The following is a 14,889-nucleotide window of genomic DNA, read 5'->3' on the forward strand; positions in this document are numbered from 1 at the left end:
TATAAAATGAACGCAAACAAAAAAACAGTACGCACTTTATTGATAGGTACTATCCGAAAGGGGAGTGTTAATATGAGTATGGCTGAATATAAAGGCAAAGTTAAAAATATTCAAGATACACCTTTTGGCTACACATTGTCCGTGATCGGCGGCAAATGGAAAATGGTTATTATTTATCTCCTCGCGGAAAATCAACCGGTTCGCTTTAATGAGCTGAAAAGACAAATAGGGGCTATTACTTATAAAACATTGAGTTCACAACTTAAAGAATTGGAAGCGGATGGTCTGGTGAAGCGGAAAGAGTACCCTCAAGTTCCCCCAAAGGTCGAGTACAGTCTCACTGGTAAAGCGGAATCACTATTGCCGGTTTTAGAAGGGTTATGTGAATGGGGGGTGAAAAACCAATAAAGTTAAGGATTCATTCATCTTGGAGAGAGAAGAATCAAATGCTTCGTTCTATTGCCGACAATCCTTTTGTCTGGCCGGAAATGTCCATAAACATTAGGGCCTTTATTTGTTATTCACCAGTTGTGAAAACGGGGTGCTTGCAATATAGCTCTGCCGGCACATGAATGTTCCAAGTCTAAAAGGGTTACCTTAATCCAATGTAATGATCGGTATTTGCAGCAGCCGCTCAAAAAACGTGATTGAACTTTTGAACCTAGAAAAACTGTTATGGTATATTTAAATATAACGTAAAATTTGAAATGAGGAATGGCATGAATAAAATCGAAAAACATAAGAAATTTAAAGCGAAAATGATTTTCAAAGTTATAATGGTCATGATCGGAGGAATCATAGCGGCCTATGGATTGGAAACAGTGCTGATTCCTAACAATGTATCTGATGGCGGAGTGACAGGACTCAGCATTGTTGGTTCACAACTATTTGACTTGCCGCTTGGTATACTTATCGCAGCTTTAAACATCCCGTTTGTCTGGCTGGGATATAAGCAAATCGGGAAAAGCTTTGCGTTATTATCGATTATCGGAATCGCATCACTTGCAGCAGGTACAAGTTTTATGCACCACACTCCGGCTATAATCGAAGGGGACACCTTGTTAGTCACTGTTGTCGGAGGGATCATCCTTGGTTTTGGAATGGGGCTGGCGCTGCGTAATGGCGGAGCATTGGACGGAATTGATATGCTTGCTGTGCTGTTATCGCGCAAATTGCCATTTGGAACGAGCGATCTCATTCTATTCTTTAACCTTTTTGTGTTTATTTTTGTTTCCGCTGTATTTGGCTTGCAAGGGGCATTGCTATCAGTCATCGCCTACTATATTGCGTCCAAAGTCATTCATGTTGTCGAGGAAGGATTAAGCGGTTCTAAAACTTTTCAAATTATTACAACAGAACCTGAGTTGATGGTGGAGACAATTCGCGATCAATTGGGCCGAAGTGCTACATATAAAGAAGCTTACGGTGGTTTTTCCCACGAAAAGTTTAAAGAAATTACATGTGTCATCAATCGCTTAGAAGACACCAAATTAAAGGAAATCATTAATGAAGTTGATAAAAATGCTTTTGTCACTGTATATGACGTAGCTGAAGTCAAAGGCAGTAATTTTAGAAAACCTAATATTCATTAATTAGGGATTTCCTAAGAAAAAACATACCAAAGCTTGTTGGTATGTTTTTTTATATCAAGTCGGTTTCCGAACAATTTGCTAATGCTGGACAGGCATGTGCCAAGGCAAAGTTATAATGTTCCTACTCATTTTTTAAGAGTACTTTTTTACCGGTCTTTGCAGACTTCCGAATGGCGTCTAACAACCGGTGCAGTTTGACAGCGTCATGAAAGTTTGGGATTTGATTTTTATGTTCAAATATATCTTCCGCTAAAATAGTATAAGCAGTTTCAACATAGCCTCTTGCACCATGATCCTTTACTGGGGAAATTTTTACTTCTTCAGAATAAATATCTTCAGCATTTAACAAATTATGAGGATGTGTAATCTTTTTGACTTTGAGATTGCCAAATTGTACGTGTCCTGAGGAATTATGCTGTGTTAAACGCAAAACACCTTTTTCCCCTCTAATCTCTAATTGAAAAGCTGGATAAACTCCGCCCTGAATATGGACAGAGGCTGAAGCGCCATTAACGAGCGTCCCCTGGATTAAAATTTGGTCAGCTGTGTTTTTCGGTATTTTCATCCCTGTTTCTTGTATAACGGCTTCTGTATAATGACTGTTCATTGAAGCTGATAATTCTTTAAAATCACCCAGGATATAACAAAGAACATCAAGCGAGTGACCACCGTTGATTGTAAGAAGGTTCGCCCCATTTTCTCTTTTTAAAAGGTAACTGCTTTTTTCATCTGTTATTCCTCCCTTTCCTTGTGTTGCTACCTGCATCGTGCACGAGATGACTCTGCCGATCTCCCCCTGTTTGATTGCCCGCTTTAAATAATTGACTTCTGGAGATTGCCTTCCTTGTAACCCAATCGCATGATGAATGTTCGCGTCATCTGCCAATTTTGCCAGTTTTTCAGCCTGCACAGTATCTATGCCTAAAGGCCATTCACAATATATATGTTTATTTTCTTCTATGGCTGCAAGCGAAGCTTCATAATGGAAAGGAACCTTTATACTGACGACTACCAAATCAACATCTTTTGATTGTGCTAATTCCTTATAATCTGTAAAAGCAGAGGAAGCCTTAAGCATCATAGCGCTTTTTTGTGCGGTTTCCATTTTTGATGTTCCAATCGCCGTTATTTCATAAAAAGGATTTTCCTTCAATACCGGAATATGTGTTTGACTAGCCCATTGATTATTCAAAGATCCGCCTATAATCCCTGCTTTTATCACGTTGTTCTTCATTAGCTATCCCTCCAAAACTCTTTAAACCGAGTATAATTAAAATTAGAGATCATTTTAAATGTTAAGTTATGATGGTTATATCACTTTTTTTGATGGGAGTTGAAATATGAATGGATATTGAAAACATGAAAGCTTTTGTTTCAGTGGCGGAATTAAAAAGCATATCTGCTGCTGCAATTAAATTGAATCACCTTCAATCCAATATGACTGCGAAAATAAAAAAAATCGAAACTCATTATCATCAACAACTGTTTATCAGAAATTCAAAAGGAGTCAAACTAACGAAAGAGGGAGAAAAATTATATCATCAATACAAGAAAATCTTGTTCGTTTGGGAAGAAACCGAAAACATCATGAAAAAACACGATGAAAAACTCCGTATTGGCACGATGATATCTGTCGGTGGAACTCAATTCTCAAGTGCTTTAAATAAGCTTTATCATACATATCCTGATTTATCGGTAACATTAAAAACAGGTTCAACAGAATATATTGAAAATCAAGTTCTCCTTGGAAAAATCGATGTTGCTTATACGATTGGATCGCTAAACAATAAAAAGATAAGTTATCAAAAAGTGGGATATGAAGAATTGGTTATCATAGGCCAAGGTATAGATCAATATACGAGATTTGATGATTATATAAACGGAAAAAACGTACTTGTATTATCAGATAAGTGCTTGTATCTAACATTATTATGTCATATTTTTGAAAATTTGAACATCCAACAGGGGGAAATCATTGAAGTGGGCGATCCAGAATCCTTAGTGCAATTTGCATTGATGGGTATGGGAATTTCCTTAGTATCAAAGCGCATAGCAGATCGCTACAATATCCATCATTATTTAGAAGTTCCATCACCTTATAGATACGTCGATTTATATTTCATTACACGACTAAATCATAAATTTACACCTATAGAGAAACAGTTTATTGAATTAAATAACTCCCTGACGACATCATTGAAGGAATGTAAGGTTGATAAAAAAGTTATGCTCTCTTAAAACCAATACAAAAAGGTGTACCCTTATGCGTGAAAGATATATCAATGAACGGGATTCATTTCTTTTGGGAACTTGATTAGGTAATATCCCTGATCTAAATTAGAGATGACTCATTTTGAAGCTTTAAGTGCTAAGCCTTCACAAGAAACATAACGCGCTTTCATTCAAGTGCCTTCAACAAAGCTATATTATACACATTTTCATTGGCATGACGTAATAGACCACCTCAAAACAGGGAACTTTGGCGTCGATTCTTTCCACACTTATTAAGAAATTGGAGAAGGGCGGCTTCTAAGCCCTTTGCCGCCCTAAAATCCGAATATCCTTTATTGTTTTTAGCAAGTTTCTTTTGAGAAATAGGAGTTTAAAACATCATAAACAATCGGCAAAGAAGTAAATCCGTCAGTTTCTAAAAAGTGCCCCCCGTGTTGAACTTCGTAAAGCTTAGCGTCAATTTGTTGCGCCAGATCTTTGCTCCATGCAAATGGCACAATTTGATCGTCTCTAGAGGCAATGACAGCACGATGCTTAGCTGACTCAATGATGTTTTGAAAATCAAACGATTCCTCGGTAAATTCATCTAACATCTTTAAATCGGGCAGTGACTTGGCAAAGCCGGAAACGAGCAAGATTCCGCCAAGTGGTTGACGCAATTGCGTTTGTTCCAAAAACCTCAAAACGGCGGCGCACCCCAGGCTGTGTGCAACCAGATAAGTATGTTTATTTAATGTGTGCTTATTTAAAGAGAGCGTATCAAGCCAATCTTTAAGCCTTGGCTGGTGAGGATTAGGCATGTCTAAAATTTCTGCGTGTATTCCGTCTGCAAGCAGACGTTTTTTCAGCCAAGGAAACCAGTGGTTGGTTGAGGAGGCTCTGTAGCCATGAATGATATAAATTTGTTTTGTCATCCTGTTCTCCTTACAAATAATTTTTATTCAGTATAAAATCCCTCCCGTCGGGAAACAAGTACGCACTTTTTAGTAAGTATTTTTTACTCATAAGGCAAACCTTCTCTTTGTCCCCATCTGCACATTTCATCTATGAGAGGGTATAAAGACAGTCCTCTGTCTGATAACGAATACTCCACTCTGAGGGGATTTTGAGAAATCTCCACCCGGTGAATCAGACCGTCAGTTTGCAACTCCTTCAGCTGGGAACTTAACATTTTATGGGTGATTAACGGCATAGCCCGTTTGAGCTCCCCGTATCTCATCGTTTTTTCACACGCCAGCTCATAGAGGATTCTCATTTTCCATTTACCACCTATAAGAGATAAGGTGTATTCAAATGGAGCTTGTTTGCTGCGGCATAAGGTATTCATGGTAATCAAACCTCCTTTTTTAAGATCATAACAAAAATCAATATTGAGCCTGGCTTCAACATGAAATAGCAAAAGATTCACTTGTTTTCCTTATTTTGTTGAGGAGATGTGATATGATACAAAAAAAGGGAGCGGATTTCTTCTGAAAAAGGGCGGGAATACTTTTGCGCGAATTTGCACCTCAAGTTTTTCAAACGATAGGGATTATTGGTTTTATTTTAGCTTTTGTCCAGATTCCAATCGGCTGGTTTATCGGATTTTTCTTTTCCGGTTTGTTCTTCATGATGTTGAAATCAAACAATGAAAAATCGGGAACCTTCAATGTGATGGCTGGAGCCGCGTGTTTCTTGTATTCATTTCATTGTTTGTTTACGCAAGTGTTGTGACTGAATATAAAACAAAAATAAAAGCAGGCTGATGTCTGCTTTTATTTTTGTTATCTGTCTAGCCGGCATCCCCACAAACGAAAAGCTGCTGACGTTCTTATGCGTTTTCACCGCTAAGAATCGCAACCGGGCGCGCCCAGCCGGCAGACGCTTTTTCAACTTTTACCGGAAAAGCCATGACGTAAAATCCAGTGGAAGGCAATTGATCAAGGTTGGCGAGCTTTTCAATTTGGCAGTAAGGAATGGTGCTGCCTGAATAATGACCTTCCCAAATAATTGATGGGTCTTTTTCCTGTTCAAAGCGCTTGGCGGTCATGCTGAATGGAGCGTCCCAGCTCCAGGCGTCAGTTCCGACAAGGCGCACGCCGCGTTCCGTTAAAAATAGAGTTGCTTCACGCCCCATCCCGCAGCCGCTGTGCAGGTAATCGTTTTGTCCGTATTTGGCGCCAGCCGACGTATTCACAAGAACAATGTCGCCGGGCGCGAGTTTATGATTGATGCGGTGAAGCTCCTGTTCGATTTCTTCAGGGGTAATGATATGCCCGTCTTTCAAATGTCTGAAATCCAGTTTAACGCCAGGGCCATGAAACCAGTCAAGCGGCACTTCATCAATCGTCATCATCCGCTTGCCGTCGTCTGTAACAGAACGGTAATGATATGGAGCGTCGATATGCGTTCCGGCATGCGTGGACATCTTCACTTTTTCCAGCGACCAGCCTTCTCCCCCGGGAAGATCTTGCGAGGAAAGGCCGGGAAAGCTCTGGACCATCTGTTTAGCTCCTTGCTTATGATCCGCATATTCGATTTCAGGGACAAACCCCGGCGGATCAGACGGTATATCACCTCTTAACGATACCGACAAATCTACAATTTGATTGATTTTCATCTGTTTTCCCCTTTCTGCCTAAGCGGCTGATCATTGAAATTGTAGGCGATCAAGCTGTTATCTTTTTTATTTTACATGATGAGCCATACAAAAAGCCTGCAGAACATTCTGCAGGCGATTCGCATTTTTCTACACTTGCTGTGACTTAGGTTTCCTCAGCTTGTAAATCGCGATCAGCATGATAAACCAAACCGGCGTGACAAATAAGGCAACGCGGGTGTCCTGCGCCAGTGCAAGGACGATGAGGATAAACGTAAGAAAACCGAGAACCACATAATTTGAAAACGGGTAAAGCGGCATCTTGAATTTGTTTGTTTTCGCTAAATCCGGTCTTGTTTTGCGGTATTTCAAATGGCAAATGACGGTGATTCCCCAAATAAAGATGAAGCATATCGTCGAGATGCTTGTAATCAGCGTAAACACTTGTTCAGGCATGATATAGTTCAGCATGATGCCAATCAGAATTACGACCGCTGAGAAAAACAACGCATTGCTCGGCACTTTGCGGGAGGTCAGTTTGGTCATAGCGCCGGGCGCATTATGTTCTTTCGCAAGCGAGTATATCATCCGGCTCGTGCTGAAGACTGCGCTGTTGCTTGCCGAAGCCGCCGATGTCAGCACCACAAAATTGATGATGCTTGCAGCCGCAATGATGCCGACCGCTGCAAAGACTTGGACGAACGGACTCTCATTTGGGTTGATGACATTCCACGGATAGATGCTCATGATCACAAGGAGAGCACCGATATAAAACAGCAAAACACGGACGGGGATATTGTTGATCGCTTTAGGAATGACCTTTTCCGGATCTTTCGTTTCTCCCGCTGTCAGTCCCACAAGTTCGATGCCAACAAACGCAAAGACAACCATCTGGAATGAAAGGAGAAAACCGTGCAGTCCATTTGGAAACATGCCGCCGTAGTTCCAAAGGTTGTGAAAGGCGGCAGCGCCCGAATGGGTGGAAAATCCTTTGAAGATCATGAAAAGGCCGATCACGATCAGCGCCAATATCGCAATGACTTTGATTAATGCGAACCAGAACTCCAATTCTCCAAAAAGCTTGACGGTCGCCAGGTTCATGATCAGCAAAATGAGCAGGGCGATCAATCCGGGCAGCCATTGCGGTACATCAGGCAGCCAGTATTGGGTATAAAGCCCGACCGCGGTTAAATCGGCCATCGCGAGCGAAATCCAGCAAAACCAGTATGTCCAACCCGTTATAAATGCCGCCATGTCGCCTAAGTAGTCCCTGACAAAGTCGACAAACGAATGGTATTCCAAATTGGATAAAAGCAGTTCTCCAAGAGAACGCATAATGAAAAAACAAATGATTCCCGTAATCAGATAAGCAAATAAAATCGACGGTCCTGCAAAATGGATTGATTTCCCCGAACCAAGAAACAGCCCCGTTCAGATGGCGATGAGCTGAATATGCCTGTTTTTCAGGCCTCTCGATAATTTTTGTTCGCGTATATCGTTGTCAGTTACATCTTCTGTCACTTTATGTATGCCTCCATTTTATTTTTTAGGCCCGATCCCCGCATGTTTTAAAATCATAATAACATTAAAATTTGAAGTAACAGATAAGATTCGCCTGATGCGTTTGTAAAGAGGTGGTTTGCGTGGAAGTAGACTGATCCTTCTTTTTGTAACCAGATCTTTATACAATGGTCGTTGTTCATTAATCATATTTGGTTCGGAATAAGAAGCGGGAATGAATCCGTCCGTAAGTATTGTCATACCTGCTGCAAAATACATATCCGTCTGTTTGGACAGCGTGCTGAGGCAAATCCTTGAAATTGTTGAAGCCATTGTCATCGACTCGCGATTTCAGCAGAGACATCATTCAAAAGTATGCCGCAAAAGATGACAGAATTATTCCGGCTTTCCAGAAAAACGGGAGGCTCGAGCCAAGCAACAAATCGTACTCGGCCTGTTTTTAATGGGGAAGGTTTTGTCATTGAGGGCTTGATATGCCAAGCTGCTGCGCACGTCCGCTTTCGTGATACAATATAGGTATTTCAGAGAGCATGATGTATTAGGAGGAACGAAAGCTGAACAAAAGGAAATCTCAACGCAGTCAATCGGTTTTTTCGGCAATGCTGATCGTAATCGCGGTGTATGTTCTGTATACCTTGTTTGAAAATTTAATTCTTGATCCGCAATCAACATCTTTTCTCAGCCATAAATCTCACCTGAGGGACTCCTTTCATCTCCCGGTCTGGCTGAAGGTGATGTATGTTCACGTTGTTGCCGCTTGTTTGGCGATGGCTTCGGGCGCTGTCAACTTCTCCAGCGCCTTGTTGACCAAAAGCCGCAAGATTCACCGTTTTAACGGCTGGCTCTACGTCGTTTGCGTGCTGATTGTGACGCTGTCGTCAGGCTATATGGCACCGCATTCTACCGGAGGGAAGGCCGTCAGCATAGCCTTTAACATGGTGAATATGTATTGGCCTGCCGCCACGGTTATTTCCGTCATCAAAGCTCGGCGAAATCAGTTTATCAAGCACCGGAATTGGATGATTCGCAGCTAGCTATTCTGTTTTACCAATATGTTCATTCACTTGATCACTTTCGTGTGCCATAAAGGACTCGGCCTGATATATGACATCAGCTACACGATAGGCGTTTTCGGAGCGATTGTGCTTTGCATCGCGTTGGCCGAATGGATCATTCGGTTCGCCTTTAAAAAGCCGGCGCAAATTTTTTATACAAATCACAGGGGCTTTTAAGCCCCTGCTCTTTTTCCTGAGGATTCCATATAGATCAAGGAGGCGAGTATTCTCATTGAATACGGGAAAGGAGTGTGAAGCAGTTTTGCTTTTGCTTGGGCTGTTTGATTCAGCTCATAGAGTAATAGAAAAAGTGATCTGGCTCACAGTTTTCATCACGCACCTCCTGTAAAGTAAATGATAGTTTTTTGCCGGCGAAAATAAAGAAAAACAGGGGATGTGTCAACCGATGAAAAGAACTGATCTGCCTCTAGTGTATTCGTGCTCCGGATGTTCCTCGGCCGCGCAAACGGCCAATATGATTGCCATTAAAATGGATCGGGAGAAAACGGCCGAAATGTCGTGCATTGCCGGAGTCGGCGGCGATGTGAAACCGCTTGTCAAAACAGCAAAATCCGGGCGGGATATCATTGCGATTGACGGCTGTCCTTTATGCTGTGTCAAGAGCTGTTTAGCTAAGCATGATGTTCAGCCGAAGCATCATTTTGTATTATCGGATTTTAACGTGCCGAAGAAAAAAGGAGCAGATCCCGACCCTGTCCTTTATATGAATGCGTATGAACAAATTTTGCAGCTCTTAAAATGCTAAGCCTTTTGGGAATGTTTATTTAGGGTGCTGTTTAGAGCATCAGTGAACGGCGGATTGATTTAAAATACCGAGGGTTTCATCCCTTGGTATTTTTGTTGTTACATCTTCTAAAAACCATGTCCAGCCTTTCGGCAAATTCCTCCGGATATAAAACGCATCCCACATGATTGCCTGGAAAATCGACCACTTTCGTTTTCAAATGACCAGCCAATGCTTCTGCATACCTGTACGGGAGACAGCCTTGCGAATCAATGCCGCCGGCAGGTACGACTGTAACCGGTGAAGCTTTAAGCCTGCCGATGTCGGGTGAATATTCTCTTAAACCAGGCACCTCGGACAGGATAAAATAGTCAATGTTGGCCATGAGCTGCTCCGTCCGGGATTTTGGACGGTCCGGCTGAGCTGTGGACGTAATGCCCATCGCTTTCGCGAATGCTTCTAAAGCCTGTAATCCGCTTCGTTTGTATTGTTTTTCAAGGTTCTCCAAGCTCTCGAACCCTTTGGTGCGGTCACTGCCGGCCAACAATTGCGGAATCGGAGGCTCGTGTGCGACCAACATGCGGATTTGTTCAGGATGGCGGATGGCAAGATCAAGGCCAATGGCCGCGCCGGAGCTGCAGCCGAATACATAGGCCGGTTCATCCGTCAGAGCGGCCAGCAGCCGGCTCGCATCATCGCTGTGTGCGGAAACCTGGTAATTTTCATTCGGATCTTCCAGCCTGCTGCGGGAATGCCCGCGGCGGTCGTATGTGATAACCGTGTAACGGTCGGATAGGCGGTCTGTAATCGGGTATGATTCTGCATCGCCGTTGCCCCCGTGAATCATAAGCAAGATAGGCCCAGAGCCGCGCACTTCGTAGTAGAGCTTTGCTCCGGGTACTTCCAATACACCGTGTTTCATGACAATATTCTCCTCTCGTTGCATGATCACTTTTACATTACATGACGGAGAAAGCATAGAAAATGCAGAAATCAGCTAATAAACAAACTCGCCATATTAAAAAGCACCGATCACAAGGATCCGTGCTCCAGTTTATTTTGTGTAAACGATTTTTTTAACCGTTTCGATGGAAAGATGATGTTCCGCTGCTAAGTGCTCAATCGTTTCGCCATTTTTAAAGGCCCTTTTTATCGCGGTGTTGCGATCATCGATCAGCTTTCTTGCTCCTGAACGTGCACCCCATTTTTTGTGGGCGGATTCAGTCTTGGGAATGTAGATCGTTTCCCCTTGAACATACTTTTGAATTTCCGATAGCAGCTTTTCAGGTAGAACAGCGGCAGCCTTTACGTATGCCATGTTTGCCAGCTCCTTATTCCTTTGATTGTAAAATAAGGGGCAAAGCCAATTACCAGAAAAGCTTACTTCAGGCGATTTTATTTGTCCACCCCATGCAAAGTATCGCCTTTTCCGATAACAGGCTTTGCATGAGACGCTGCATGATCCGGCATTCTGATGCTTGCCATGTGATCACCTCCTTCGAATTTGCTATTCATTATAAATGAAATCGAGATTGGCGGCACTTGATGATAAAATATTTTTAAAAAGAATGACCAGTCCGCAAACTATTTTTCACGCTCCCGCGTCTATCCTAATGTAACAGCCGTATATACGTATATTCAAAAAAGGAGTTCTTTATTGCAATGAAGAAACAAGCAGCCAGAGCGTCTCTTGTCGCTTGCATAACAGACCGGAAAGAAGACTTTTACCGGCTGGCGTACAGCTATGTGAAAAATCAAGAAGACGCCTTAGATATTGTCCAGGAATCAATCAAAAAAGCGCTCGATTCCGTCGATTCTGTTCGCAATCCGGATACGATCAAAAGCTGGTTTTATAAAATTTTGGTGCGGACGGCAATCGATTTTTTGCGCAAACGGAAAAAACTAAAGGTTATGGATGATCAAACGATCGAATTTTTAAGCAAGGGCAAGGAAGATATCTACCGGGATACAGACCTTCATGAGGCGCTTGACGAGTTGCCGCATCCCTACCACACCATTATTGTTCTGCGATTTTTTGAGGACCTCAAACTGGAAGAGATTGCGGAAATCACAGGCGAAAATTTGAATACGGTCAAAACGCGCCTTTACAGAGGATTGAAGCTTATGCGCATCCAATTGACGAAGGAGGATCTTTCTTAATGGAAAAGAAATTGGAACAGCTGAGAAAAGCATATCAAAACGTCCCCATTCCGAAGGAACTGGATCAGGTTGTCGAAACTGCGCTTCAGCATAAATCGAAGAAGAAGAGAAGGCTGGTGGTATGGCCTGCATCAACGCTTGTCGCGGCGGCTGTACTATTTGCTGCCGTCGTGAATATCAATCCCGGAGCAGCCCAGGCCATGTCGCGTTTACCCGTCATCGGCAAGGTCGTTAAGGCGATCACATTCACCGAGATCAAACAGAAAGATGGAGAATCGAGTATTGACGTGAAAACACCGGCTCTGTCCGGCTTGAATAACCGGGAGCTTGAAAATGGCATTAACGAGAAATATGTAAAGGAAAGCCGTCAGCTTTACCGGGAATTCATGAAGGAGACGTCCCGGAATAAAAAAGGGCATCTCAGCATCTACAGCGATTATGAGACAGTCACGGATACGAAGGATTTGATTTCGATTCGGCGAAGCGTCGAAAGAACGGAAGCGTCCAGCTATACCGAACGGCGCTATATCACCATTGACAAAAAGAATGAAATTCTGCTTACCTTGAAGAGTTTGTTTAAAGACGACCGGTATATTACGGCCATCAGCGAAAACATTAAAGAACAAATGAAACAGCAAATGAAAGATGATCCTGATAAAATATATTGGATCAATGACGAGGAAGTCGAGCCATTCAAACGAATCAAGGCCGACCAAAATTTTTATATTACAGAGAATCATAAACTCGTGATTTCGTTTGACGATTATGAAGTCGCACCCGGATATATGGGCGCGGTAGAGTTTGAAATTCCGACTAAGGCGATTTCGAGCCTGCTGATCGGCGACCGCTACATCCGCTAGTCAAAAAATCCATGATTCGCTGAAATCATGGATTTCTTACTTTTTACAACTTTGTAACACCATATTCAGCTTGAAACTTTTATACTAGAGAGACGGCATCATTCAGGGTAGATAAAAATGACGAATTTTTGAAACAAAAAACGGTCCTGACTTCGTCTATAATATCGGAGCCGTAAAAGGCGCGAAACATAAAGAAGAACCGTACGTACATATCATTGGAGGAATACCATGCGAGATCAGACACAACAACACCGTTACATACCGGGGTTAGACGGGCTTCGGGCTTTTGCCGTTTTGGCGGTTATCGCTTACCACCTCAACATGAGCTGGGCCGACGGAGGCTTTATTGGCGTTGATATCTTTTTTGTTTTATCAGGATATTTGATTACATCGATTATCCTGCCGGCGTATGGAAATGACATTTCCCTCACATTCAGAGATTTTTGGGTACGCCGGATACGGCGGCTGCTTCCAGCGGCGACGCTCATGATTTTCGCAACCGTCATATGGGTCGCTTTGTTTAACAGAGAGCTGATGCATACCGTGCGGGGAGATGCGATCTCCTCTCTTTTATATGTCAGCAATTGGTGGTTTATCTTTCACGACCTCTCATATTTTGATAGTTTCGGATCGCCGTCTCCTTTAAAAAACTTGTGGTCACTGGCGATTGAAGAACAGTTTTATTTCATCTGGCCGATCATTTTGCTGTTGGGCATCTACATATTTAAAAAGCGGGAGAGGCTGGCTGCGGCGGTTGTGCTGTGTGCGCTTTGTTCAGCCGTATGGATGAGCATCTTGTACGTCCCTGGCGGCGATCCGAGCCGCGTATATTACGGGACTGATACACGCGCCTTCGAGCTGTTGATCGGATGCGCATTAGCCCTTGTGTGGCCGATGAAAAGACTATCTGGGAACAGGCTCCCAAGCAGCCTGAAGCACGCGTTGCACGGAACTGAGCTTGCCGCTTTCGCGCTGCTTATGATGAGCATTTATTTTGTCGATGAATTCAGCCCGTTTCTCTATCACGGCGGAATGCTTCTGATCAGCATAATCGCAGCGATTTTGATTGCATGCGTCAGTCATCCGAGCAGCTTCTTGGGCTTTGTCCTTTCCGTGAAGCCGCTGCGCTGGATCGGGAAAAGGTCGTACGGCATTTATCTTTGGCACTATCCCGTCATCGTGCTGAGCACACCTGTTCAAGAGATTGGAAATCCGGTGTTCTGGCATGTTGCGATTAAGGTCGCTGTTACGTTTATTCTGGCGGAACTTTCGTATCGCTTTATCGAGAAGCCAATCCGACAAGACGGTTTTAAACCGTTTGTCAGCCGGGTTTTTCTGGATAAGATCACGGAATGGAAAACCGCTTCCGTTCCCAGCAAAATATCAATCGGACTGATGTTTGCCGCACTCCTCATTTTTGCAGGAGGCCTGTCGGGATTGGCCGACGAAAAGAAACAGCCGCAACAGGCCTATTCCAAATCTTATGAGGAAACAAGCGCCTCAGCGGATCAGCCGGCTGACAAAAGTGAAGAACGGAAGGATAATAAGAAAGCACAAGCTGAAAGCGGGAAAGATGATGAAACTAAAAGCCGGCAGAAAGCCGGCGGGGATGAATCGTCAAATACAAAAGATGAGCAGTCTGCGGAAAAAGAGCCTGATCATATCGAGAAAGAGGTATTGGCTGTCGGGGATTCGGTCATGCTTGACATTGCTTCCAGCCTGCGTAAGAAAATTCCGGGAATCACAATCGACGGTCAGGTTGGAAGGCAAGTGAGGGAAGCGCTTCAATTGACATCAACCTACGCTTCCTTTAATCATTCGGACAAAGCCGTCGTGATTGAACTGGGAACAAACGGCTATTTTACGGACAGTCAGATGGACGCTTTGCTTGATGCGTTCTCAAACGCTGATGTCTATCTCGTGAACACGCGCGTCCCCCGTCAGTGGGAGAGCAAGGTGAATGAATCGCTTCGGAAGCAAGCGGACAGCCGTCAAAACGTGACATTGGTCGATTGGCATACTGAAGCCCTGAAACATCCCGAATATTTCACCGCTGACGGCGTACACCTGATGCCGAAAGGGACCGAAGCTTTGGCATCGCTTATCGTCAAAGCGATGAAATAATGCTTAAACATAAAAAGAGGCT

Annotated in this window: 14 protein-coding genes and 2 pseudogenes; 8 read left to right on the plus strand and 8 right to left on the minus strand. The window is 43.3% G+C overall.

What is annotated here, in order from left to right; all coding sequences use genetic code 11:
* Positions 1 to 72: 72 nt before the first annotated feature.
* Entirely contained in the window at positions 73 to 408 is a 336-nt protein-coding gene (locus MHB72_RS03060) for a winged helix-turn-helix transcriptional regulator (RefSeq protein ID WP_020450289.1), read from the plus strand.
* Between the two features lie 311 nt (positions 409 to 719).
* Positions 720 to 1,592 carry a YitT family protein gene (locus MHB72_RS03065; RefSeq protein WP_025810048.1) on the plus strand — a complete coding sequence of 291 codons (873 nt, stop codon included), beginning with the start codon at positions 720 to 722 and terminating at the stop codon, positions 1,590 to 1,592.
* Between the two features lie 121 nt (positions 1,593 to 1,713).
* Here the strand turns inward: MHB72_RS03065 and MHB72_RS03070 are convergent, their stop codons facing one another.
* Entirely contained in the window at positions 1,714 to 2,826 is a 1,113-nt protein-coding gene (locus MHB72_RS03070; RefSeq protein ID WP_216921801.1) for a Gfo/Idh/MocA family protein, read from the minus strand.
* A gap of 110 nt (positions 2,827 to 2,936) precedes the next feature.
* Here MHB72_RS03070 and MHB72_RS03075 point away from each other — a divergent pair, with 110 nt between their 5' ends.
* A complete protein-coding gene (locus tag MHB72_RS03075) occupies positions 2,937 to 3,830 on the plus strand; it encodes a LysR family transcriptional regulator (protein ID WP_216921798.1) in 894 nt (297 codons plus the stop codon).
* Between the two features lie 335 nt (positions 3,831 to 4,165).
* Here the strand turns inward: MHB72_RS03075 and MHB72_RS03080 are convergent, their stop codons facing one another.
* The 5 genes and pseudogenes from MHB72_RS03080 to MHB72_RS03100 all read right to left on the minus strand — a co-directional run bounded on the left by MHB72_RS03080 (position 4,166) and on the right by MHB72_RS03100 (position 8,235).
* Positions 4,166 to 4,738: an RBBP9/YdeN family alpha/beta hydrolase gene (locus MHB72_RS03080; protein WP_020450297.1), complete on the minus strand. Its 573-nt coding sequence runs from the start codon at positions 4,736 to 4,738 to the stop codon at positions 4,166 to 4,168.
* An 83-nt stretch (positions 4,739 to 4,821) separates the two neighbouring features.
* On the minus strand, positions 4,822 to 5,151 hold the full coding sequence (locus MHB72_RS03085) for a winged helix-turn-helix transcriptional regulator (protein ID WP_023857826.1): 330 nt from the start codon (positions 5,149 to 5,151) through the stop codon (positions 4,822 to 4,824).
* Positions 5,152 to 5,634: 483 nt separating this feature from the next.
* Positions 5,635 to 6,423, minus strand: coding sequence for a cyclase family protein (locus MHB72_RS03090; protein WP_195258887.1), 789 nt, complete (start codon positions 6,421 to 6,423; stop codon positions 5,635 to 5,637).
* A 129-nt stretch (positions 6,424 to 6,552) separates the two neighbouring features.
* Positions 6,553 to 7,923: pseudogene (locus tag MHB72_RS03095) on the minus strand (amino acid permease).
* Between the two features lie 18 nt (positions 7,924 to 7,941).
* Positions 7,942 to 8,235, minus strand: a complete 294-nt coding sequence (locus tag MHB72_RS03100; RefSeq protein ID WP_216921795.1) for a hypothetical protein — start codon at positions 8,233 to 8,235, stop codon at positions 7,942 to 7,944.
* A gap of 287 nt (positions 8,236 to 8,522) precedes the next feature.
* On the opposite strand from MHB72_RS03100, the pseudogene MHB72_RS03105 reads away from it, so the two are divergent.
* A pseudogene (locus MHB72_RS03105) lies at positions 8,523 to 9,155 on the plus strand (DUF2306 domain-containing protein).
* A 229-nt stretch (positions 9,156 to 9,384) separates the two neighbouring features.
* Entirely contained in the window at positions 9,385 to 9,744 is a 360-nt protein-coding gene (locus tag MHB72_RS03110) for a putative zinc-binding protein (protein WP_020450306.1), read from the plus strand.
* A gap of 76 nt (positions 9,745 to 9,820) precedes the next feature.
* On the opposite strand, the gene MHB72_RS03115 is transcribed toward MHB72_RS03110, so the two are convergent.
* Both MHB72_RS03115 and MHB72_RS03120 read right to left on the minus strand, forming a co-directional pair.
* Complete coding sequence (locus MHB72_RS03115; RefSeq protein WP_254122295.1) at positions 9,821 to 10,645, minus strand: alpha/beta fold hydrolase; 825 nt, start codon at positions 10,643 to 10,645, stop codon at positions 9,821 to 9,823.
* A gap of 132 nt (positions 10,646 to 10,777) precedes the next feature.
* The gene (locus MHB72_RS03120; protein ID WP_216921791.1) at positions 10,778 to 11,041 is read right to left on the minus strand and encodes a CD3324 family protein; all 264 of its coding nucleotides are present in this window, start codon (positions 11,039 to 11,041) and stop codon (positions 10,778 to 10,780) included.
* 344 nt (positions 11,042 to 11,385) lie between these two features.
* Between MHB72_RS03120 and MHB72_RS03125 the strand changes: the two genes are divergently transcribed.
* The 3 genes from MHB72_RS03125 (at position 11,386) to MHB72_RS03135 (ending at position 14,867) form a co-directional block, all read left to right on the plus strand.
* Positions 11,386 to 11,883: an RNA polymerase sigma factor gene (locus MHB72_RS03125; RefSeq protein ID WP_020450310.1), complete on the plus strand. Its 498-nt coding sequence runs from the start codon at positions 11,386 to 11,388 to the stop codon at positions 11,881 to 11,883.
* Positions 11,883 to 12,743, plus strand: coding sequence for a DUF3298 and DUF4163 domain-containing protein (locus MHB72_RS03130; protein ID WP_216921788.1), 861 nt, complete (start codon positions 11,883 to 11,885; stop codon positions 12,741 to 12,743). The genes MHB72_RS03125 and MHB72_RS03130 overlap by 1 nt, the downstream gene beginning before the upstream one ends.
* 228 nt (positions 12,744 to 12,971) lie before the next feature.
* Positions 12,972 to 14,867, plus strand: coding sequence for an acyltransferase family protein (locus MHB72_RS03135; RefSeq protein ID WP_216921786.1), 1,896 nt, complete (start codon positions 12,972 to 12,974; stop codon positions 14,865 to 14,867).
* Positions 14,868 to 14,889 lie beyond the last annotated feature (22 nt).

It is taken from the genome of Bacillus sp. FSL K6-1284, from assembly GCF_038002625.1.
Classification (GTDB): Bacteria; Bacillota; Bacilli; order Bacillales; family Bacillaceae; genus Bacillus; species Bacillus paralicheniformis.

Bases quoted from the DNA above. Each gene is read 5' to 3' on its own strand.
- MHB72_RS03120 (WP_216921791.1), bottom strand. From the start codon at position 11,041: ATGGCATACGTAAAGGCTGCCGCTGTTCTACCTGAAAAGCTGCTATCG.
- MHB72_RS03115 (WP_254122295.1), bottom strand. From the start codon at position 10,645: ATGAAACACGGTGTATTGGAAGTACCCGGAGCAAAGCTCTACTACGAA.
- MHB72_RS03085 (WP_023857826.1), bottom strand. From the start codon at position 5,151: ATGAATACCTTATGCCGCAGCAAACAAGCTCCATTTGAATACACCTTA.
- MHB72_RS03100 (WP_216921795.1), bottom strand. From the start codon at position 8,235: ATGGCTTCAACAATTTCAAGGATTTGCCTCAGCACGCTGTCCAAACAG.
- MHB72_RS03135 (WP_216921786.1), top strand. From the start codon at position 12,972: ATGCGAGATCAGACACAACAACACCGTTACATACCGGGGTTAGACGGG.
- MHB72_RS03125 (WP_020450310.1), top strand. From the start codon at position 11,386: ATGAAGAAACAAGCAGCCAGAGCGTCTCTTGTCGCTTGCATAACAGAC.
- MHB72_RS03075 (WP_216921798.1), top strand. From the start codon at position 2,937: ATGGATATTGAAAACATGAAAGCTTTTGTTTCAGTGGCGGAATTAAAA.
- MHB72_RS03110 (WP_020450306.1), top strand. From the start codon at position 9,385: ATGAAAAGAACTGATCTGCCTCTAGTGTATTCGTGCTCCGGATGTTCC.
- MHB72_RS03090 (WP_195258887.1), bottom strand. From the start codon at position 6,423: ATGAAAATCAATCAAATTGTAGATTTGTCGGTATCGTTAAGAGGTGAT.
- MHB72_RS03070 (WP_216921801.1), bottom strand. From the start codon at position 2,826: ATGAAGAACAACGTGATAAAAGCAGGGATTATAGGCGGATCTTTGAAT.
- MHB72_RS03130 (WP_216921788.1), top strand. From the start codon at position 11,883: ATGGAAAAGAAATTGGAACAGCTGAGAAAAGCATATCAAAACGTCCCC.
- MHB72_RS03060 (WP_020450289.1), top strand. From the start codon at position 73: ATGAGTATGGCTGAATATAAAGGCAAAGTTAAAAATATTCAAGATACA.
- MHB72_RS03080 (WP_020450297.1), bottom strand. From the start codon at position 4,738: ATGACAAAACAAATTTATATCATTCATGGCTACAGAGCCTCCTCAACC.
- MHB72_RS03065 (WP_025810048.1), top strand. From the start codon at position 720: ATGAATAAAATCGAAAAACATAAGAAATTTAAAGCGAAAATGATTTTC.